The organism is Aliishimia ponticola, from assembly GCF_004803475.1.
Lineage (GTDB): Bacteria > Pseudomonadota > Alphaproteobacteria > Rhodobacterales > Rhodobacteraceae > Aliishimia > Aliishimia ponticola.
Map to the genome: position 1 here is coordinate 459395 of NZ_SRKY01000001.1, position 20151 is coordinate 479545.

Below are 20151 nucleotides of genomic sequence, written 5' to 3' on the forward strand. Positions count from 1 at the left end.
TCCGGTGTGGAAATTACGTCGCAAATTAATCGTTTTGTAGGTGTTTTGGACCAGTCTGCGCGAAACGAAGCGGCGGTTTGGATCGTGCAGGAAAAGACGGATGTAGTCGTGTTACTGTCAGCCTGGGGCACCGGGTCCACATCCGTCGCCGGGTATCTGGACCGGTGCGGCGTCTACACGTGCCCGCCGCATCAGGAAACCATCGACGAACGCACACCCAACGCCTATGAGCCGCAGGCCTATCGCGCGGCGCTGGCCGACGTAATCGATGAATTCACGCTGGAACCCAAGGGCGACGCCGACAGTTTCCGCGCCTTCCTTGAGCCCTGGATCGAGGGGGAGCGGGAAAAGGCCGCCGACGCCAATGCGCCGATGATCGCGCTCAAACACCCGCTGCAAACCTACCTGCTGCCTGTGCTGGAGGAGGTCTTGCGCCCTCGCTATGTGCTGATCACGCGCCCCTTTGCCGACATCGAGGCGACGCGCCAGCGCCGGGTCTGGCACCCGGTCTATGGCGAGGCGGGCGCGCAGCAGATCTATGGCGTGCTCTACACCTGGCTGCATGACAGCGCGCGGCCCTATCTGGGATTGCCCTATGCCGCGTTCCGGTCCGATCCGGGCCTGCGCCGCAAATTGCTGGAATTTCTGGACCTTGATCCACCGCCGGACAGCCTGCGCGCGGCGGAAGACTGGGTGCGGTGAAAGGAGACTGATGCAAAAGGCCATTTTCACCCTGACCGCCGGGCGGACCGGGACCGCATGGATTGCTGATTTTCTGGGGCAGAACCTTGAGATCGACGCCGTCCATGAACCTCTGGGGATCGCGGATTTCGGCACCCGCATGCCCGATATCCGGCTGATGCGCAGCTTCAACACCTATGGCAATACGCCGGAAGTGCAGCGCTTTTGGCAGGGCAAACTGGGCGCTTTGCCCCCGGTTTATGCCGAAGGGAATCATACGCTCGGCAAATGCGGGTTGATCGAAAACCTCGCCGTAAGCCCTTTGGCGCAGGATGCGGTGGTGGTGGTCTTGCGGCGGGGGATCGTCAAACAATGCGTCAGCTACCTTGTACGGGGTGATTTCGGCAATATCACCGTGCCATGGCAGTGGTATCTGATGCCGGATTACCCGCTCACGTTAGTCGCCTTCGCGCCGTTCAAGGGGATGGGGCAGTTGGGCTACGCGCTTTGGTATTGCTATGAGATGGCAGCTCGGCAGGCCTATTACCAGATGGCCTATGGCGACCGTGTCTCCTTTGTCGAAGCGCAATTGGAGGAAGTGACGAAACCGGAAGGCGCCGCGCGGTTCTGGGCGGATTTGGGCGGGCAGGGCACATGCAGCCTTCCGCCGCCGAAAAATGCCTCAAGCACAGCGCCCCCGGCTGAGCTTTTGGCGCAAGTGCAGGCCATCACGGACAAAATCGCCTTTGACGCCGACGCCGTCGCACGCGCGGCCATCGCCAAGGGGTTCAGCTTCGAAAGCGCCGCAGGGGGAGAGAAACGCTCTGCCTGACGGGTAAGGCTGCCCCCCGATTGTACGGCTGGGTGTCCACGGGTTCTGACGAGTATCGCTGGTACGAGAAACGTAACCAGTTCCAGTTTTGATGATCGAGAGAGGCCGTCCTCCGCAGGGCGGTCTCTTTTTCCCACAGCCGCGATGTCAGTCGTCGGGCCGGATCAGCCCCAGACCGCGCAGATACACACCGATTCCGGTTTCCAGCAGATCTTCGGGCGGGAAAGGAGAGGCGCGGCCGGGCGAGTTGCGCGCAAAAAGTTCGACGACCCCGTGGCTCATCGCCCAGATATGCGCGGAAAACATCGACGCGGGCGGGCGGCGGTCCTCGGGGATATGCTTGCTTAGATCTTCCGCGGCCTTTTCCAACACCTCATTGGCGCGGGCCGAAGCCGCAGCAAGTTCCGGTGTGCGGTTGACCGAAATGCCGCTTTCGAACATCGCGATATAATGGCCGGGAAACTTGCGCGCGAAGGCCAGATAGGCGCGGCCCGTGGCCTCGAACGCGGCCAGAGCGGAGGGTTGCCCGGATTGATAAGCATGTTCCATCAGGTCGGCAAAAATCTCATAGCCTTGCCGCGCGGCCTCTGCGATCAAATCCTCGCGCCCCTCGAAATGCCGGTAGACGGCGGCGGGGGTGACGCCCGCCTGCTTGGCCGCTTCGGACAGGGTAAAGCCGGTTGGACCTTTCTTTTCGATCAGGTCCAGTGCCGATTCCATCAGCGCGGCTTTGAGGTTGCCGTGATGATAGCCGCGTTTAGGCATGCCAGATGTCGGGGCCGCCGCAGATCAGGGGATCGGGCGCGCCCACCACTTTGCTGTCTTTTCGGTCATATCCAACATGGTTCAGCACATGCCGGATCGCCGCCAACCGCGCGCGCCGCTTGTCATCGGTGCGCACCACGGTCCAGGGCGCCTCTGCCGTGTGCGAGCGCGCCAAGGTTTCGCCGATCGCGGCGGTATAGGCATCCCACTTCTTAAGGCCTTCCACATCGATCCAGCTAAGTTTCCAATGCTTTAGGGGGTCTTGTTCACGTTGCAGAAAGCGGCGCAATTGCTCTGCCCGGCCCACATTCAGCCAGAACTTGATGAGCGTGATTCCCTCATCCACCAGCATCTGTTCGAACCGCGGCACTTGGTGGAAGAAATGCTCGCGTTGCTCCGGCGTACAGAACTCGAACACATGCTCCACCACGGCGCGGTTGTACCAGGACCGGTCGAAGAACACGATCTCGCCCGCCGCAGGAAGGTGATCGACATAGCGCTGGAAATACCACTGCGTCGCTTCCCGGTCTGTGGGCTTGGGCAAGGCCACCACACGCGCGCCGCGTGGATTAAGGTTCTCTCGGAAGCGCTTGATTGTACCGCCTTTTCCAGCGGCATCGCGCCCTTCGAACAGGATCGCGACGCGTGCGCCGGTCTGCTTGGCCCAGGCTTGCAGCTTGACCAGTTCGATCTGCAGCGCGTCATGGTCCTTTTCATAGGGTTTGCGCGCCAGCCTGTCGGAATAGGGGAAATCCGGGTTCAGAATTTCGTTCTTGTCGGCGCGCTTGATCGCGTCGCGGATCGCGTCCGGGGCATGGTCGGCGTAGAAAGTGCTGATGGCACCGTCAAAGGGAAGCTCCATCTTGGGCTCCTGTTTCGTGTCTGCTCAGGGTCAATATGGGATGTTAATCCGATTAACGCAAACCCGCACGCGTGGCGGCGCGGTCAATTGCGGCGATCGTTTCGTCCAGCGCGGCGTGGTGCGGCATATGGCCGATCCCGGGCAGGACGGTGAGGTTCACGCTGTCGACCTGATCGGCGAGCGGCTGCGAATGCACCGATAGCGGCACGATGTCGTCGGCGTCGCCATGCAAGATTTCAATCGGCAGGGTCAGGTTGTCGTAGCGCTTGGACATCTCCACGATATGTGGGCGCAACCCATTGACCTGACGGGAGTTTTCACGAAGCGTGCGTCGCCGCAGCGACAAGGGCGCACCGATATGTTCCGCATAGCCTTCGGGTTCGGCCTGCGGCGCGAAGATGGAGGCGACGACGCTGTCCAATGTCCCGCGCGGCATTCCGGCGGTGACCATCGGAATGGCGAAAAGCGATCCGGGGACAGAGGCCTGAACCGGATATTGCCAGTGCAAATCGCCCGGCCAAGGCTGGGACGCCCCGGCAAGAGAGATCATCGCGGCCGCTTCCGGGTCGTCCAGCACCCAAGCCATCGCCACCGCGCCGCCATAGGAATGGCCCAGCACCATCGGTCTGGAGATGCCGACCGCCTTTGCTGCCTCGCGCAGCAGGCGCGCTTGCAGTTGCGGACTTTCGCCATCGGTGTCCAGAATCCCCCCAAATCCCGGCGCTGCCTCCGACCACCCCAGACCGGGGCGATCCATGACGATGATGCGATAGCGGTCTTGCAGCGCGGGCACGAGAGAGAATGTAAAATCGCGGGAATTTCCCGATGCGCCGTGCAGCAGTACCAGATCGGGGCCATTATCGCCAAAGACCTGCACATGGATGTCCGTTCCATCGACCTCAATCAATTCGCCCTCGGGCGGGAAGAGCATCTCGGCCCGCTGTTCCCGGATGCCCGCCACAAGCTGAACCGCGGCGACCCCGACAAGGGAAAACAGGACGATGTAGAACAATGACCTAGCCACCGATCTCTTCCATGTTGAAAGGGGTTGATTGGTAAATCTGGTTAATCCAGTTCCCGTATAGCAAATGCGCGTGACTACGCCAGCGGTTCTGCGGCTTCATCTGCGGGTCATCCTGCGGGAAATAGTTCACCGGCAGGGCGATCTGCGCGCCTTCGACCTGATTGCTTTGCAGGTCGCGCTGGTATTCTTCGCCCAGCGTGCCGCTGTCATATTCGAAATGATTGAGGATATAGAGCGCCCGGTGCTCCGGGTCTTCGATCAGGCATGGCCCCGTCACGTCAGAGCCAAGCAGGATCGGCAGCCCTGCGGCTTCGACCTCTTCCTTGCGCACTTCCGTCCAGCGGCTGACCGGCACGACGCAATCATCTGAAAACCCGCGCAGATAGGGCGAGGCAGGGGCAAGGTTCGTATGGCGATAGGCCCCGAACAGCTTGCGATCCAGCACATGTTTCGGCACCCGGTGGAAATGGTGCAACATCGCCATTCCGCCCCAGCAGACGCCAAAGGTCGAATGCACATTGGTCTGCGTCCAGTCCATCACCTCGGTCAGCTCGTCCCAATAGGTTACCTGCTCGAAGTCCAGATGTTCGATTGGCGCCCCGGTGATGATCAGCCCGTCGAACCGTTCGTTCTTGACGTCCTGGAAGGGGCGGTAGAATTCCGCCATATGCTCGGCGGCGGTGTTGCGGGTCTGGTGTTCGGACATCCGGATCAGGCTCAGTTCGATCTGAAGCGGGGTCGCCCCGATCAGCCGGGCGAACTGGTTTTCCGTCTGGATCTTCTTCGGCATCAGGTTGAGCAGCCCAATCCGCAGCGGGCGGATATCCTGCCGTGCGGCCATGTCCTCGTCCATGACCATGACACCCTCGCGGGTCAGCACGTCATAGGCGGGAAGGGAAGCAGGCAGCTTGATTGGCATGGGGAACGCTCATTCTTGAAGGGTGAGGCAACAAAAGACGCGAAAAACACTTACAGGGTGAGGGACATAGGCCGTTTCACCGCGCGCTTCCAGCCCTTGTTGGATACGCTCGGTCAATCGTGATGGGCGCCGGGGCGCGTTTTGGCGATCTGGGCGCGACGGACAGGGGACTGCCCCCGCGCCTTAACTGCGGCGATCCAGCGCCTCGGCGATGAGGTCATCGAAATCGGCCTGGCTCTTCAGCGCCGCGATCTCGTCCGCCGTGACGGTGACGCCCCAGCGGGCCATGTCACGATAGCGCGGCTGGCGATGCGCCAGCGCCTTGGCATAGGTCCAGCGGATGAAGGCATCGGGATCGACTTTCTGCGCGGAGTGACCGGTTTCTTCCAGATACTCCGCCCAACAACGCGCCAGAAACGCCGGTTGATAGGCCATCGGCTTGGGCGCGCGGTCAAAGCGGCGGATCAATTCCTCGGTATGGGCCTCGGACCCTTCGATCCAGATCATCAGCGCGCGCTGGCTGAGTTCCAGCATCAGCGGGTCATTGGGATCGGTCGCATCCACCCATTCGCAGATCGACCCGCCGGTATCGCAGATGAAATTCGGATAGCCATAAAGCCGCTCAGCCCGGTCGATGAAATAGCCGGTATCGGTCAGCGCGTGAATCTCGGCGGTGCGGAACTGGTCCTGCCGCCGTTCATATTCGGCAATCGGCAGACCGCCTTTCTCCGGGTCGCCAGGCTTGCCCAGATAGGTGCTGACAGGCGCGAGGTTCGAGAACGTGATGTTCGATCCGATATAGATCGAATCCGACATCAGCAGATCGCGCAGGAAAGGGACTTTCATCGCCTCGGCCTTGGCGTTGTCGATGATGTATTCGCCCATATAGCGGGTGCCGATGCGGTAATCGATGGAGTAGTGGAACCACTGGCCGGAATCGCGCAGCATCTGGCTTAGATAGGTCTTGCCCAACCCGGACATGCCATAGACCAACACCCGTTTGCGCGGTGCGTCCCGCCATTCCTGCGCTGATTGGTAGAGCATCGGTTCCCCTGCCTTATGCTTGGTGATCCGTTTCCTAGCCGCGCCGGGCAGGGCGGTCAATCAGACGCAGAACCCGGCCATCGACGATCAGAAGCCCAAGCGCCAGAAGGCAAAATCCAAGATAGGCCGATGCGGGCAGCGTTTCATGGCGCAGGAGAGTTCCCAATGTGATGGCAAAGGGCACGATCAGCAGCGTGACCAGCATCAGGTTGCCCGATCCGGCCATGGCCAGCACGCGGTAGTACAAAAGATACGCGCCCGCCGTGCCGATCAGCGCGAAATACCCGATAGCGGCCCAAGTTTGCGGCGCAAGGCTGAAACTGGGCACGCCGTCGATCAGCATCGCCGCCGGCAGCGCGATCAGGGTCGATCCGGTCAGCATCCCGGCGGCGGCCACCTGCGGCGGCAGTCCGGTCAGCGTCTTGCGCGCCCAGACCGAGGCCAGCGCATAGCACAGCGTTCCCGCCAGCACCGCCATTTGCGCGAGCGAACGCAGATCGAAGCCGCGCACCGCATCAAGCCCGATGGCAATGGCCACGCCCAGAAACCCCAGCCCCACGCCCAGCAACCGCGCAGGCGTCAGCCGTTCGTCGGGAAAGAACAAGGCCGCCATAAGAATGCCGAAGATCGCCGTGGCCGCGTTGAAAATCGCCGTCAGCCCGCTTTCGATATAAAGCTGGCCCCACGCCATCAGGGAAAAAGGCAGCACGTTGTTCAAAAGGCCCATAACCAGAAACGCGCCCCAGATGCCCGGACGCCGCGGCACGGGCAAGCGGCGGGCCAGCACCACGATCCACAGCAGCAGCGCCGCCCAGCCGACCCGGTGCGCCACGACTGTTGCAAAGCCGATCTCGTCCAGCGCCACGCGGATCGACACGAAGGACGCGCCCCAGATCGCGGCAAGCAGCAGCATCTCGGTCCAGGCGCGGGCGGAAAGGGTCTTTTGCGGGGTCATGCTGTCTGCCTAACCGGGCATCTGGTGCGGCGCGACCCGGTTCTTGCGCTAAGCGCGGGCCGCACGGCGAGTCTCTGTCATGATGTTCAGATAGTTGCCACCAAAGATCAGCGCGGCGCCGATAAAGACCCAGATATCCACCGCCTCGCCATAAAGAACCCACGCCGCCAGCGCGATGGCGGGCAACCGTCCGAAATCGATGGGCGAAACAAGCGTCGCGGGGGCGAGCGACAGTGCCTTGGTATAGCAGAAATGCGCCAGAAGTCCGCCCAGCCCGATGGCGATCACGAAGGGCAGGGTGCGCATATCCGGCAGGGCAATATCCCCGTCATAGCCAGAGGCGACCAGCCCCATCACCAGTTGCAGCGCGGTCAGGTAGAACAGGATGCAGGCAATGCTGTCGGCGCGCGTCAAACGCTTGGTCAGCATGATGGTCAGGGCAAAGAAGATCGCGCAGGAGGCCGCCGTCACCAGCCCCGCATTGATCGGGGTCGCGCCCGGACGGGCCACGATCAGGATGCCGATGAACCCTACCAGCGCGCAGATCGCCCGGGTCGCCGTCAAGCGTTCGCCCAGCAGCAGCGGGCTAAGCACGATCACCCAAAGCGGCGAGGTGAATTCCAGCGCAAAGACCTGCGCCAGGGGCACCACGGTCACCGCGTAGAACCACAGGTTCTGGCCGGTGAAATGGGCAAGGTTGCGCAACAGGTGCGTGCTGAAATGCCTTGTGGGCACCTCGTGCCAGCGCCGGGTCGCTGTGATCACGCCCGCGACAATCACCAGCCCCACGATCGAACGGTACAACATCAGCTCGAACGTATCGAGCACATCGGACGCTTCGCGCCCCGCAACCGCCATGACAGAGAACGAGAAAATCGTTCCCAGCATCCAAAGCGCACCGCGCAGGGTGTCTGTCATCCTGTCACGCCTCCTCCCAAAGACGCGTCGTTATTCCCACTCGATCGTGCCGGGCGGTTTCGACGTGACGTCATAGGTGACACGGTTGATGCCGCGCACCTCGTTGATGATCCGCGTGGCGGTCTCGCCAAGGAATTCATGGCTGAACGGATAGTAATCGGCGGTCATACCATCGACCGAGGTCACGGCCCGCAACGCGCAGGCGAAATCATAGGTCCGCCCATCGCCCATCACGCCCACTGTGCGCACCGGAAGGATCGCGACAAAGGCTTGCCAGATCTCGTCATAAAGCCCGTGTTTGCGGATCTGGTCGATATAGACCGCGTCCGCTTCGCGCAGGATCGCCAGCTTTTCGCGGGTGATTTCGCCGGGGCAGCGGATTGCCAGACCGGGGCCGGGGAAAGGGTGACGCCCGATAAAGCTGGCGGGCAGCCCCAGTTCCTGACCCAATGCGCGCACCTCGTCCTTGAACAGCTCGCGCAGCGGCTCGACCAGTTTCAGGCCCATCTTTTCGGGCAAGCCGCCCACATTGTGGTGCGACTTGATCGTGACCGACGGCCCACCGGAGAAGCTAACGCTTTCGATCACGTCGGGATAAAGCGTGCCCTGAGCCAGGAATTCGGCCCCTTCGACCTGATCGGCGTATTTCTGGAATACGTCGATAAACAGTTTGCCGATGATCTTACGCTTTGATTCCGGATCGGAAACGCCTTCGAGTTCACCAAGGAACAGATCGGCTTCATCGGCGTGGATCAGCGGGATGTTGTAATTGTCGCGGAACATGGAGACGACTTCTTCCGCCTCGTTCTTGCGCAAAAGCCCGTGGTCCACGAAAACGCAGGTCAGCTGGTCGCCAATCGCCTCGTGGATCAGCACCGCCGCGACAGAGCTATCGACCCCGCCCGAAAGTCCGCAGATCACTTGCTTGTCGCCGACCTGTTCGCGGATCAGCCGGATTGCTTCCTCGCGATAGGCGCCCATGGTCCAGTCGCCGGTGAACCCGGCAAGGCGCACGAAATTCTCGTAAAGCGTCTTGCCATTGGGCGTGTGATGCACTTCGGGATGGAACTGCACCGCGTAGAAATTGCGCGTGGTGTCGGCGGTGATCGCAAAAGGCGCACCGGGCGAGGTGCCGAACACCTCAAAGCCGGGAGCGATTTCGCTGACATGGTCGCCATGGCTCATCCAGACCTGTTCGCGGCCAGACCCATCAAGGAACCAGCCGTTCAGCATGTCGATCCGCGTGTCCGACGGGGTGACATAGGCGCGCCCGAACTCCGCCGTGGCGTGTTCGCCCGCTTCGACCTTGCCGCCCAGATCGTGCATCATCACCTGCTGGCCGTAGCAAATGCCAAGGATCGGCACACCCATCGTGTAGGCCGATTGCGGCGGGCGGGGGCTGCCGTCGCGCATCACGGAATCCGGCCCGCCGGAAAAGATGATGGCCTTGGGCGCAAACTCCGCCAGAAACGCATCGGTCACGTTCTGATAGGGATGAATTTCGCAATAGACGTTGAGTTCGCGCAGACGCCGGGCGATCAACTGTGTGACCTGGCTGCCGAAGTCGATGATGAGAAGGCGGTCATGAGAGATATCGGACATGGTGTCTCGTTATTGCGTGACTTGAGCATGTGCAAGAGTGGATGCAGCACGGCATGGGAAAGGGTTCCATTTCGCGTTTCGTGAACTATGTTCATGTTTCTTGGTGAAAGAGGATGTGCCAGTGAATCGTTTATCTGCCGCCGTTGCGGCCGGGATCATCACGCCGGAACAGAAACGCGCGATCGAGGCCTTGCCGGACGGGCCCGGAAGTCTGCGCCTGTCGCTTGTTCACCTGCTGTGGCTGGGCGGGGTCGCGCTGATCGTGTTCGCGCTGTTCCTGCTGACGATTCAGATTTCCGGCGGCGATCCCGACCGGATCAGCATGGTCTGCCTTGTCTATGCCGTGGGCTTTTTCCTGCTCGACCGGGTTGTTGAGCCGCGTCCGGACCTCAGGTTGCTGTCCACGCTTCTGGTGCTGGGCCTTGGCGTCACGCTCTCCTTCTCTGTCGGGGCCTATATCGAACCGTTCGTACCGGGGCGGAATTGGTCCGGTTACACCAATGCGCTGGGTCCGCTGACCAAGGGGATGTACCTGCCGCTGCTGCCGCTGTTGGGCGTATCTGCGCTGCTGATCCGCAACCGCCAGTTCCTGCCGGCTTGGACCGGGGTGCTGGGGGTGCTGTCGGTCTACGCCATCGACCTATTTTATGGGCCGGGCCTGAACGACGTGATCGATCAGAACCTGTTCTGGCTGGCGCTCAGCGTGGGTTGTCTTGTGCTGGGCTGGTGGCTTGATCTGCGCGCCACGCATAACCACGGGTTTTGGCTGAACAAGGCCGGGTTGCTGGCTTTTTTCGTCTTCAGCACCTCCATGGCCTTCGACTGGCGCGCCGAGGGAATATGGCCGTTGTTGCCGACGGGGCTGCTGATGATCTTCTATTCGATCTATGTGCGCAGACCGGGCGGTATCTCGGGCGGGGCGCTGGCACTGGCCTTTTATCTGGGCGACTGGTTTCAGGCGTGGGATAACCTGTATGTCGCAGCGGCCATCGTCGCGCTGGCGGGGCTTGGCGCGATTTTTCTGGGCGTGCGGGCACATCTGATCGAGGACAGATTGGACGATTTTCTGCCCCCGGTCTTGCGGCGCTTGCGGCCAGAGGCCAGACAAGACCCGGTGACATTCGGATTGTAAGGAGCGCGCGATGCGGTTGATGACAGAACTTGGCATGGGCACGTCGCTGCGGCGTGGGGACTACACGCAGGCGGCCTGCCGGGCGGTGCGCGACGCGTTGTGGCACAATTCGATCAATCTGGCGGAGCTGTTCGGCTTTGAGAAATCCGCGATGCGCATCCGCGTCGATGTGGCGGTGCAGCAGCCAAGCAAGGTCGATCTGGAGGCGGTCGCGGCGGAATTTCCCTACGGCGCGCCGCAGATCCACGTGACCGAGGGCGGTCTGGATATTCCGCGCCCCGATGGTGACGGGCATCCGACGATCATGGCCAATGTCGCCCTGTCCGTCAGCTTCGAGATGGAGAAAACCGATGACTGAGCAGCGCGTGATCATCGAAATGGGCATGGGCAACAGCCAATATGGCCGCGACTATACCAAGGCCGCCGCGCGCGCGATCGAAGATGCGATCCGCCATTCGTCCTTGCCGCTGGTGAAGGGGCTGAACATTCCTGAAAGCGATATGCGCGTTCAGGTCACCATCGGGGCACAACGGCCCGACGCAGTGGATTGCGCCGCGCTGGTCTCGTCTTTGCCGCGCGGCCGGGCCGAGATTCGCGCCGTCAAGGGCGGTCTGGACGTGCCGAATCCCGACACCGGCGATGTGCTGGTCGTCGTCTCTGCCGCGGTTGAGGTGTTCTTGCCTCGACAAACCGGCTGGCGTTTGACGCAAAAGGCCTGAGCGATCGCAAGTCCGCCGCCTGCCGCAAGTGCCAAATACCGACACGCGGCCCCGCATCATGTCGCTTTTTTCCCGCAACGGGCGCTAACCGCGAGCGGGACCGACGATGCAACGGCTAAAACACGTTCCAACAACGAGTCGCGGTCATAAGGGGATTTGCAATGTCAGAGGCAGCAGCACGGCGTCGGGGACGTGGAGGCGGCGGCGCAGCGCGGCGTGCAGAGCGCAGCGCGGTGTCCTTTGAAACCGCCAAATATATCGAACGGAACATCCCCAATTTCGAGATTCTGAATGAAGAGGCGCTCGATATTATCGAGGCCAATGCCGAAACCGTTCTGGAAGAGATCGGCGTCAACTTCATCAACAACCCCGGTGCCTTGGCGCGCTGGAAAGAGGCGGGCGCCGATGTACGCGGAGAACGTGTGCATATCCCGCGCGGGCTGGCGCGCGAGCTGATCAAGACCGCGCCTTCGACCTTTACCCAACACGCGCGCAATCCGGCGCGCAATGTCGTCGTGGGCGGGCGCAACCTTGTGCTTGCGCCGGTCTATGGTCCGCCCTTCGTGCGCGATGTCGATGGTGGTCGGCGCTATGCCACAATGGAAGATTTCCGCAAATTCGTGAAGCTGGGCTATATGTCCAAATGGCTGCACCATTCCGGCGGCACGGTCTGCGAGCCGACCGATGTGGCGGTCAACAAGCGCCATCTGGATATGCTGCACGCGCATATGACGCTGTCGGACAAGCCTTTCATGGGCTCGGTCACGGAAAAATCCCGCGCGCAGGACAGTGTCGATATGTGCGGCCTGCTCTTCGGGGAAGATTTCGTGCGCAACAACACGGTGATGACCTCGCTCATCAATATCAACTCGCCGCTGACCTTCGACGATGTGATGATGGGCGCGCTGGAGGTCTACGCCGAGAACAACCAGGCATCGATCATTTCGCCCTTTATCGTGGGCGGCGCGATGGCACCGGTGTCGGTCGCGGGCACGCTGACGCAGGTGTTGGCGGAATGTCTGGCGGGCATCGCCTATAGCCAGTTGGTGCGCCCCGGTGCGCCGATCATCATGGGCGCGATGGTCACGTCGATCGACATGAATTCGGGCGCACCGACCTTCGGCACCCCGGAAGCCTCGCATATCACTTACGGCGTCGGCCAATTCGCACGCCGTTATGGGCTGCCATTCCGGTCCGCCGGGGCGTTCTGCGGATCGAAGCTGCCCGATGCGCAGGCGGCCTATGAGACTGCGAATTCGCTGAATATGGGGCTTTTGTCGGGCGTGAACTTCATGCTCCACGCCTGCGGCTGGCTGGAAGGTGGCCTTGTCGCGTCCTTCGAGAAGTTCGTGATGGATGCCGATCAGCTTGGTGTTCTGCATGGGCTGGCGCGCGGCGTCGAGATGGACGAGAACGCGCTTGGCATGGATGCGATCCGCGAAGTCGGGCCGGGCGGGCACTACCTTGGCTGTGCGCACACCCAAAGGAACTTCAAGAACGCCTTCTGGAAGTCGGACCTGCTGGATTACAAGCCGTTCGAAACTTGGGCGGACGAGGGCGCGCGCGACACGCAGGAACTGGCGCGCCTCCGGGTCGAAACCATGTTGGCGCAGTACCAGCAACCGGCACTGGACCCGGCGATCTCGGAGGCGCTCGACCAGTTCGTGACCGAGCGCAAGGCGCGCGAAGCCGACAGCTTCATCTAAGCGGCGGGCCCGGTTATTCCCGGGCCGCAGCCTGCATCAGACGCGCTTCGCCCACGATGGCAGACAGCACCGCAACATGGCGCGTCACCGAATAGGTGGCGTCCTTTGCAACGCGTTGAGTGTTAAGATCCGCCTCGATTTCGGCGAGCTTGAGCAACGACAACGCCGATTTCGGCGCGCCTGCCGACCGGAGCAATCGGGGCAGGTGACGATCCCGATGATAGGTATCAGCCCCGATTCGCGCTGCCTTCACCAGCAGCTTAGGACGGTCGATTCCTGCGATATAAGTCAGAATATCCAACATTTTTCCTGGCCTCACTCGTGTTTCTTGCCAGCAGCACTGTGGCACGGGTGCACTCACTGTTGCGCGAGTCGGCCCCTATGCGAACGGTCGGGTGGGGGAAGTTTATCATTTGGAAACAATACTGAACGGGATGGCGCCCTTTAAGGTTCTGGTAACCAAGTCACTATCACAAGTTGTGGGCGCTCTTGTGGAAAACTCTGTGGGCAGAATGGTGCGCGAGGCAGAGCATGAGGATCGAACCGTGTGGAAGGAAACGGATTGTCAGGCGGAAATTCAGCTCCCGGATTGGGCTCCGGAAGCGATGGCCGATTATCTCCTTCACACGTCATCGGGAGTTTCGATCCGCGATCTGGCTCGGCGCAAGAACTGCCATGCGTCCACAGTGTCACGGCGCGTCCGGAAGATCGAACGTCTTCGGGATGATCCGCTTATCGACGCGGCCTTGCGTCGCATGGAAGCGAAAGTGAGATCGACCCTGCCCGGGGATCGGCAGGCACAGCATAAGGAGTTTACGCAGATGAGCGATACACCCCAAGGGACGGCACATGGGGACCAGCCGGAATTCGAGCAGGAGGCCAAACGCATATTGCGTCGTCTATGTGAAAGCGGATCGGTGCTTGCCATCGCCGCCGACATGGACACGGCGGTTGTGGTGCGCGAGGGGCCTGATGGGGCAACCACGCGCACGGCTGTGGTCAGTCAGGAAATCGCACAGGCGATGGCGGTGCAGGGATGGATCGAAACCAGCGGGACGGGGCGTATCCTGCGGTATCGGATCACTCAGGCGGGGCGCGACAAGGTTCGTGACCTGCTGGACCAGGAACCGGCGCGTCAGGCGCCCGTCTTTGGCATGGCCGAAGCCCCGGCCGGTTTCGATGGCGCGGCGCCGGTAGGAGAGCCCGCAAATTCTCCCGCGGCGACCTCGTCTCGTCGCAACCGGTATTCGCTGTCTGAATCGCCGCTCACCGTTCTGGCGCGTCGCCGTGACAAATCGGGCGATCCATTCTTGTCCGATGATCTGGTGCGCTGCGGCGAACGTCTGCGCGAAGATTTCGAACTGGCGCAGATGGAACCCTCCATGTCGCAGAACTGGGACAAATTCCTGACCGCTGGCATCGACGAAGGGCGCAGCGGCGCGGGCACGACCGGCTATGGGCCGGCAGCGGCGCGGGCGCGGGTGATGCAGGCGCTCAGCGATCTGGGGCCGGGGCTCAGCGACGTGGCGCTATACTGCTGCTGCTATCTCGAAGGGTTGGAATCGACGGAAAAGCGCATGGGTTGGTCGGCGCGTTCCGGCAAGATCGTGCTGCGCATCGCGCTGCAACGGCTCAAGCGTCATTACGAGGAAAACCTGACACCCGAAGCGCAGTTGATCGGCTGAAGATATGATCCCCGCGGCACCAGTTGCCGCGGATCAGTCTTCCGATTTCCGGGATTTGAGCGGCACGCCGTACAGTTCCATCCGGTGCCCGCGCAACTCGTATCCAAGCTTGCGCGCAATGCGTTCCTGAAGCTCTTCGATCTCGTCATCGACGAATTCGATCACTTTGCCGGAACTCAGATCAATCAGGTGGTCGTGATGCTGGCGCTCCGCGTCTTCATAGCGCGCGCGCCCATCGCCGAATTCCAGCTTTTCAAGGATTCCGGCCTCTTCGAACAGCTTCACCGTGCGATAGACCGTCGCGATGGAGATGCCTGCGTCAATGGCCTGCGCCCGCGCGAACAGCTCTTCTACATCCGGGTGGTCATCGCTGTCCTGCAAGACCTGCGCCACCACGCGCCGCTGCCCAGTCACACGCAATCCACGTGCTTCGAGTCGGTCAAGTATCTTCGTGACAGTCATGGTCCCCCGCGGCCAACCCTTTCGAACAGGGGTTTAGCCGCAAGGGACCGGGAGGTCTACTGGTAGAGCGCAGGCACGCCCATTTGTTCATGCACGGCATTCACCGTTGCCGCGTCCAGACCAAAGCCCTGCGCCAATTGGTGCAGGTATTGCGCTTCGGGCTGCGTATCGAGGTCGATGCCCAACAGGGACATCGCGTATACCTGCGGCGCAAGCGCTTTGGGTGTGTCCTGAACCAACGCATCCACATCGACCGGCTTGGCCAGTTCCTGTTCGACAAAAGCGCGCTCAGAGGCATCCACATCGCCGCCCAGACGTTCGATAAGCTTGGCCTGTTCGTCAGCATCGAAGGACCCATCGGATTTCGCCGCCTGGATCATCGCGCGCAGCATCAGTGCCGCCGCGGCTTCTTGATCGGCGCTGGGTTCGATTGCGGCGACCGGTGTTTCTTCGAATTGCGAATTCAACACTTCGCCAAAGCCCGCGGTTTCAGGGGCGCTCGGTTGCCCGGTCAGGCCACCGAGCAGCTTGCCAAGACCGCCCGCAGCCGCGCCGCCACCGGCCAGACCGGAAAGCAGGTCTTGCAGATTTCCGCCCTTGCCGCTTGTGCCGCCGCTGATCTGATCCAGCAGGCCGCCAAGCCCGCCTTGACCCAGACCGCCACCAGCCGCGCCGCCGCCAAGCAGACCGCCCAGCATGTCTTCGATCCCGCCACCTGCGGGGCTGTTCGCACCGCCATAGGCCGTGCCGGTCCCCGCATTGGGCGGCATCATGTTCTTGAGCATGTCGCCCAAACCGCCGCCACCGCCGCTGACTTGGCCTGCGCCGCTATTGGCGCTGCCTTTCATCAAGGATGACGCACCTTTGGCAATCGCGACGCCCACGGCGACCTTCGCCAGTGTTTTTACAAGACTCATGGAAATACCCCTCTGTCGTACCAGTCCCTTGTTGCGCGCAGTGTGGCACAGTTACGTGACGAAACGAACGGGGAAAAACCGGCGCCCCGCATCGTCCGATTGACAAGGGGGTGTCAAACGGGCCTGTTCGCGCCATGCAACGCAAAGCCAATATTGACGCGCTCGGCGCGAGCCTGCTGATCGGGTTCTCTCTTGTTCTGGCGTTCAATCAGGTGGTGATCAAGCTGGGCAATGACGGTTTTTCTCCCGCGTTCATGGCCTTTCTCCGCTCTGCCGGGGGGGCGGTGATGATCGGCGGCTGGATCGTGCTGCGCGGGCGCAAACTGGCGATGAAACCGAAGGCGCGGATTTGGGGCGTTATACTGGGCGTGCTTTTCGCCGTTGAGTTCGTGTGCCTTTTCAACGCGCTGGACCTGACCACGGTGTCGCGTGCGTCGGTCCTGTTCTATACGATGCCGGTCTGGCTGAGCCTTGCGGCACATGTCTTGATCCCGGGCGAGCGGATTGGCGGCATGAAGGCGATTGGTCTGGGGCTGGCCGTTCTGGGCGTGGCGGTGGCCTTGTCGGATCGCGGCGCAGAGGGGCAAAGCTATAGCCTGCTGGGCGACGCGCTGGCGCTGGTCGGTGCGATGCTTTGGGCCGCGATTGCACTGGTGCTGCGCCTGTCGCCCGCGCGTGACGAAGCGCCCGAAACGCAGCTTTTCTGGCAATTGCTGTGGTCGTCGCCCATCCTGCTGGTGGCCGCGTTGATGCTGGGGCCGCTCTTGCGTGATCTGCATTGGGCCCATGTGGCCGGTCTGGGTTTCCAGATCGTCGTCGTGGTCACGCTGGCCTTCTTGCTGTGGTTCTGGCTGCTGACGATCTACCCGGCCAGCGGTGTCGCCTCTTTCAGCTTTCTCAGCCCGGTCTTTTCGGTGATCCTTGGCTGGCTTTTGCTGGGCGAACAGATCGGCCCGCGCGTCTGGATCGCGCTTGGCCTCGTCGCCCTTGGGATCGTGCTGGTCAACCGGCCGGTCAGGTCCCGCAAAATGTCGCCGCCACAACCTCCGACGGCATAGGCGGGCGCGTCAGATCGGCATCCTCGGCGCTGATCGAAAAGGGCGTGGCCAGAACACGCATCAACCGCTCGAACGGCGCGAAATCCCCGGCGACGGCGGCCGCGATCATCTGTTCCATCCGGTGATTGCGCGCAATCACGGCGGGGTTGGTGCGCATCATCAGGTCTTCGGGCGCTGTCTCTGTCGCAAGCCGGTCCCGCCATGTTCTCTCCCACGCGTCAAAGGCGGCGGGGTCGGTGAACTGATCGCGACCCGTGCCCTCGGCCAATGCGCGGAAGGTATTGGTGAAATCGGCCTGATTGGCGGCCATCCGCGTCAGCAGATCCTCAATCAACGGCACATCGTCGAAACTGGGCGCAGCCAGCCCGATCTTGGCCCCAAAACGCTGTAGCCACGCGCGTTCGATCAGGTGGGGCATGTCATGGACGATCTGGGTCGCCTCATCCGCCGCGGCCTGCGGGTCGGGCATTTGCTGGATCAGGGCCGTCGCGAATTGCGCCATGTTCCAGATCGCGATGCGCGGCTGGTTGCCATAGGCATAGCGCCCGGTCTGGTCGATCGAGGAAAACACACGGCCCGGATGATAGTCATCCATGAAGGCGCACGGGCCGTAGTCGATCGTCTCGCCCGAAATGGTGCAATTATCCGTGTTCATCACCCCGTGGATGAAGCCGAGCGACATCCAATGGGCGATCAGCCGGGCCTGCGCCGCGACCACATGGCGCAGCAATCCCATGGGGCCGTCGGCACCCGGCGCATGGCGCGCGATGGTGTAGTCGGTCAGTTGCCGCAATTCGTCGATCTGCCCGCGATGGGCAAAGACCTGAAAGCTGCCCACCCGGATGTGAGAGGCCGCAACCCGCGTCAGCACCGCACCGGGATAGATGCTTTCGCGGTAGACAGGCTCTCCGGTCTGGACCGCTGCCAAAGCGCGCGTCGTGGGAACGCCCAAGGCATGCATCGCCTCGGACACCACATATTCGCGCAGTACCGGACCCAGCCACGCCCGGCCATCGCCCCGGCGCGAATAAGGGGTCGGCCCGGACCCTTTCAGTTGAATGTCGCGCCGCAACCCGTTGGTATCAATGACTTCCCCTAGAAGAACGGCGCGCCCGTCGCCAAGTTGCGGGTTGTAACTGCCGAATTGGTGGCCCGCGTAAAGCTGGGCAATCGGCTCTGCACCTTCGGGCAAGGCGTTGCCCGCGAAAACCTGCGCGATTTCCGTGTCAGAGGCGGCGCGGATGCCCAGTTCCTCTGCCAGAGGGTGATTAAAGGCGATCAGGCCCGGCTCCGCCACGGCGACGGGCGATTGCGCGGTAAAGAACGCGCCGGGCAGGCGGGCGAAACTGTTGTCGAAGGGGATATGCACACTCATACCTCCCGACATAGGGGCTTAGAAGGCGCGCGTCATCAGGTGATAGTCGGGGCGGGCGCGGAAACCTGCGCGGGAATACAGCCGCTGCGCGCGCTCATTGCCGTGGCTGACTTCCAGATGCAGCGCCTTGAGTCCGGCCCCCGAAAGCGCCTTGGGCAGCGCATTGAGCACCTCGGTTGCGATCCCGCGTCCGCGCACGGCCCGGCGCAGATAGAACTCGTCGATGAACCCATCCAGCCCGCCAAATTCCAGCGACCAGCCAAAGCTGATCACGATATAGCCGATGGGCGCGCGCGCCGGACCGATCAGATAACAGGTGCCATGCGGAATGCCCTCCAGCAACGGGGTCAGACCGGCGCGGCGTGCGGCGTCGGACTGGTCGATCCCGTGATGCTCGTGAAAGGCGGCGACCAGGGGCAGCAATTGCTCCAGATGGTCCGGCGTGGCGAGGGTCAGCGCGGCGCTCATGATCTCCATTCCCTTCGGTGGATTTGGGTGAAGGGCCGGGGGGCTGTCGCCATGCTCATAAGCGGCCAAGCCGTTCGGTCAGCAGGGAAAAGAAGCCATCGGCATCGATATCGCCCATGAACATCGCATTGGCGGGCCGGTCGGTCACGCCCCACCAATCGGCCACGGTCATTCCCATGGTCAGGTCGGACTGGGTCTCGATCTCCACATTGATATGGCGGCCTGAAAATAGATCCGGCTGGATCAGATAGGCGGTCACGCAAGGATCATGCAGCGGCGCCCCGGCAGAGCCGTATTTTTCCTTGTCGAACCGTTCGAAGAAGTCGGTCATCTCGGCGACCGCGATCCCCACCGGCGTGTTCAGCGCGCGAAAGGCGTCATTGCGCGGCGTCGTCACCAGCGCCTTGTGGGTGACATCCAGCGGCATCACGGTGATCGGCGCGCCAGAGGAAAACACGATATGCGCCGCCTGCGGATCGACATAGATGTTGAACTCCGCCGCCGGGGTGATGTTGCCAACCTCGAAATACGCGCCGCCCATCAGCACGATTTCCTGAACCTTCTCAACGATATCAGGGGCTTTCTCGAACGCCATCGCGATATTGGTCAGCGGCCCAAGTGGGCAAAGCGTGACGGTGCCGGGGGCTTCGGCCCGCAACGTGTCGATGATATAATCAACGCCGTGCTGTTCTTGCAGCGGCATTTTCGGATCCGGCAGGGTGGGTCCATCCAGCCCCGTTTTCCCATGCACATGTTCCGCCGTGACAAGGGGGCGCCCCAAGGGGCGGTCGCAGCCGGCAAAGACCTTGACGTCGGGCTTGTTCGCCAGTTCGCAGACCATCCGCGCGTTCTTGGCAGTCAGGTTCAGCGGGACATTGCCCGCAACAGCGGTAATCCCGAGAAGGTCGATCTCTTCCGGGCTGGCAAGAGCAAGCAGAATCGCAACCGCGTCGTCTTGCCCGGGATCGGTGTCGATGATGATTTTGCGGGGGGTCATAGTGTGGGGTGTTCCTTCTTTGCCGCAGAC

General features: G+C 62.0%; 22 protein-coding genes. 8 read left to right on the forward strand and 14 right to left on the reverse strand.

Features of this window, described 5'->3' with window-relative positions; genetic code table 11:
• The first annotated feature begins 108 nt into the window (after positions 1 to 108).
• Complete coding sequence (locus E4Z66_RS02235) at positions 109 to 702, forward strand: hypothetical protein (protein ID WP_136461304.1); 594 nt, start codon at positions 109 to 111, stop codon at positions 700 to 702.
• 10 nt (positions 703 to 712) lie between these two features.
• Positions 713 to 1513 (forward strand): hypothetical protein, encoded by an 801-nt coding sequence (locus E4Z66_RS02240; RefSeq protein WP_136461305.1) that lies wholly within the window; start codon positions 713 to 715, stop codon positions 1511 to 1513.
• 147 nt (positions 1514 to 1660) lie between these two features.
• Here the strand turns inward: E4Z66_RS02240 and E4Z66_RS02245 are convergent, their stop codons facing one another.
• The 8 genes from E4Z66_RS02245 to guaA form a co-directional block, all read right to left on the reverse strand.
• Positions 1661 to 2278, reverse strand: a complete 618-nt coding sequence (locus E4Z66_RS02245) for a TetR/AcrR family transcriptional regulator (protein ID WP_136461306.1) — start codon at positions 2276 to 2278, stop codon at positions 1661 to 1663.
• Positions 2271 to 3140 carry a polyphosphate kinase 2 gene (gene ppk2, locus E4Z66_RS02250; protein ID WP_136461307.1) on the reverse strand — a complete coding sequence of 290 codons (870 nt, stop codon included), beginning with the start codon at positions 3138 to 3140 and terminating at the stop codon, positions 2271 to 2273. The genes E4Z66_RS02245 and ppk2 overlap by 8 nt, the downstream gene beginning before the upstream one ends.
• A gap of 52 nt (positions 3141 to 3192) precedes the next feature.
• Positions 3193 to 4164 (reverse strand): alpha/beta fold hydrolase, encoded by a 972-nt coding sequence (locus E4Z66_RS02255; RefSeq protein WP_246035845.1) that lies wholly within the window; start codon positions 4162 to 4164, stop codon positions 3193 to 3195.
• A complete protein-coding gene (locus tag E4Z66_RS02260) occupies positions 4157 to 5083 on the reverse strand; it encodes a homoserine O-succinyltransferase (RefSeq protein WP_136461308.1) in 927 nt (308 codons plus the stop codon). Before E4Z66_RS02260 ends, E4Z66_RS02255 begins: the two co-directional genes overlap by 8 nt.
• Before the next feature lie 183 nt (positions 5084 to 5266).
• On the reverse strand, positions 5267 to 6127 hold the full coding sequence (locus tag E4Z66_RS02265; protein WP_136461309.1) for an ATPase: 861 nt from the start codon (positions 6125 to 6127) through the stop codon (positions 5267 to 5269).
• A 34-nt stretch (positions 6128 to 6161) separates the two neighbouring features.
• On the reverse strand, positions 6162 to 7082 hold the full coding sequence (locus E4Z66_RS02270) for a DMT family transporter (RefSeq protein ID WP_136461310.1): 921 nt from the start codon (positions 7080 to 7082) through the stop codon (positions 6162 to 6164).
• Between the two features lie 48 nt (positions 7083 to 7130).
• Complete coding sequence (locus E4Z66_RS02275; RefSeq protein WP_136461311.1) at positions 7131 to 8000, reverse strand: DMT family transporter; 870 nt, start codon at positions 7998 to 8000, stop codon at positions 7131 to 7133.
• 30 nt (positions 8001 to 8030) lie between these two features.
• Positions 8031 to 9602, reverse strand: a complete 1572-nt coding sequence (gene guaA / locus E4Z66_RS02280; protein ID WP_136461312.1) for a glutamine-hydrolyzing GMP synthase — start codon at positions 9600 to 9602, stop codon at positions 8031 to 8033.
• A 121-nt stretch (positions 9603 to 9723) separates the two neighbouring features.
• Here guaA and E4Z66_RS02285 point away from each other — a divergent pair, with 121 nt between their 5' ends.
• The 4 genes from E4Z66_RS02285 (at position 9724) to E4Z66_RS02300 (ending at position 13159) form a co-directional block, all read left to right on the forward strand.
• Complete coding sequence (locus E4Z66_RS02285; RefSeq protein WP_136461313.1) at positions 9724 to 10734, forward strand: hypothetical protein; 1011 nt, start codon at positions 9724 to 9726, stop codon at positions 10732 to 10734.
• A gap of 10 nt (positions 10735 to 10744) precedes the next feature.
• Positions 10745 to 11092 carry a Lin0512 family protein gene (locus tag E4Z66_RS02290; RefSeq protein WP_246035847.1) on the forward strand — a complete coding sequence of 116 codons (348 nt, stop codon included), beginning with the start codon at positions 10745 to 10747 and terminating at the stop codon, positions 11090 to 11092.
• On the forward strand, positions 11085 to 11453 hold the full coding sequence (locus tag E4Z66_RS02295) for a Lin0512 family protein (RefSeq protein WP_136461314.1): 369 nt from the start codon (positions 11085 to 11087) through the stop codon (positions 11451 to 11453). The genes E4Z66_RS02290 and E4Z66_RS02295 overlap by 8 nt, the downstream gene beginning before the upstream one ends.
• A 161-nt stretch (positions 11454 to 11614) precedes the next feature.
• A complete protein-coding gene (locus E4Z66_RS02300) occupies positions 11615 to 13159 on the forward strand; it encodes a trimethylamine methyltransferase family protein (RefSeq protein WP_136461315.1) in 1545 nt (514 codons plus the stop codon).
• 13 nt (positions 13160 to 13172) lie between these two features.
• On the opposite strand, the gene E4Z66_RS02305 is transcribed toward E4Z66_RS02300, so the two are convergent.
• Positions 13173 to 13463: a DUF6477 family protein gene (locus E4Z66_RS02305; protein ID WP_136461316.1), complete on the reverse strand. Its 291-nt coding sequence runs from the start codon at positions 13461 to 13463 to the stop codon at positions 13173 to 13175.
• A 517-nt stretch (positions 13464 to 13980) separates the two neighbouring features.
• Between E4Z66_RS02305 and E4Z66_RS02310 the strand changes: the two genes are divergently transcribed.
• Complete coding sequence (locus E4Z66_RS02310) at positions 13981 to 14844, forward strand: DUF6456 domain-containing protein (RefSeq protein WP_342773437.1); 864 nt, start codon at positions 13981 to 13983, stop codon at positions 14842 to 14844.
• A 33-nt stretch (positions 14845 to 14877) separates the two neighbouring features.
• Here the strand turns inward: E4Z66_RS02310 and E4Z66_RS02315 are convergent, their stop codons facing one another.
• Both E4Z66_RS02315 and E4Z66_RS02320 read right to left on the reverse strand, forming a co-directional pair.
• The gene (locus tag E4Z66_RS02315; protein ID WP_136461318.1) at positions 14878 to 15306 is read right to left on the reverse strand and encodes a Fur family transcriptional regulator; all 429 of its coding nucleotides are present in this window, start codon (positions 15304 to 15306) and stop codon (positions 14878 to 14880) included.
• Between the two features lie 56 nt (positions 15307 to 15362).
• Positions 15363 to 16223 (reverse strand): tellurite resistance TerB family protein, encoded by an 861-nt coding sequence (locus tag E4Z66_RS02320; RefSeq protein ID WP_136461319.1) that lies wholly within the window; start codon positions 16221 to 16223, stop codon positions 15363 to 15365.
• Between the two features lie 134 nt (positions 16224 to 16357).
• Between E4Z66_RS02320 and E4Z66_RS02325 the strand changes: the two genes are divergently transcribed.
• A complete protein-coding gene (locus tag E4Z66_RS02325) occupies positions 16358 to 17281 on the forward strand; it encodes a DMT family transporter (RefSeq protein ID WP_136461320.1) in 924 nt (307 codons plus the stop codon).
• Here E4Z66_RS02325 and E4Z66_RS02330 read toward each other — a convergent pair.
• From E4Z66_RS02330 to E4Z66_RS02340, 3 genes are read right to left on the reverse strand one after another with little or no spacing between them, the layout of a single operon-like run.
• Positions 17238 to 18656: a protein adenylyltransferase SelO gene (locus E4Z66_RS02330; protein ID WP_136461321.1), complete on the reverse strand. Its 1419-nt coding sequence runs from the start codon at positions 18654 to 18656 to the stop codon at positions 17238 to 17240. The two genes, E4Z66_RS02325 and E4Z66_RS02330, sit on opposite strands and share 44 nt — an antisense overlap.
• Positions 18657 to 18674: 18 nt before the next feature.
• Complete coding sequence (locus E4Z66_RS02335) at positions 18675 to 19124, reverse strand: GNAT family N-acetyltransferase (RefSeq protein ID WP_136462108.1); 450 nt, start codon at positions 19122 to 19124, stop codon at positions 18675 to 18677.
• A gap of 55 nt (positions 19125 to 19179) precedes the next feature.
• Positions 19180 to 20121 carry a nucleoside hydrolase gene (locus E4Z66_RS02340; protein ID WP_136461322.1) on the reverse strand — a complete coding sequence of 314 codons (942 nt, stop codon included), beginning with the start codon at positions 20119 to 20121 and terminating at the stop codon, positions 19180 to 19182.
• Positions 20122 to 20151: the final 30 nt, after the last annotated feature.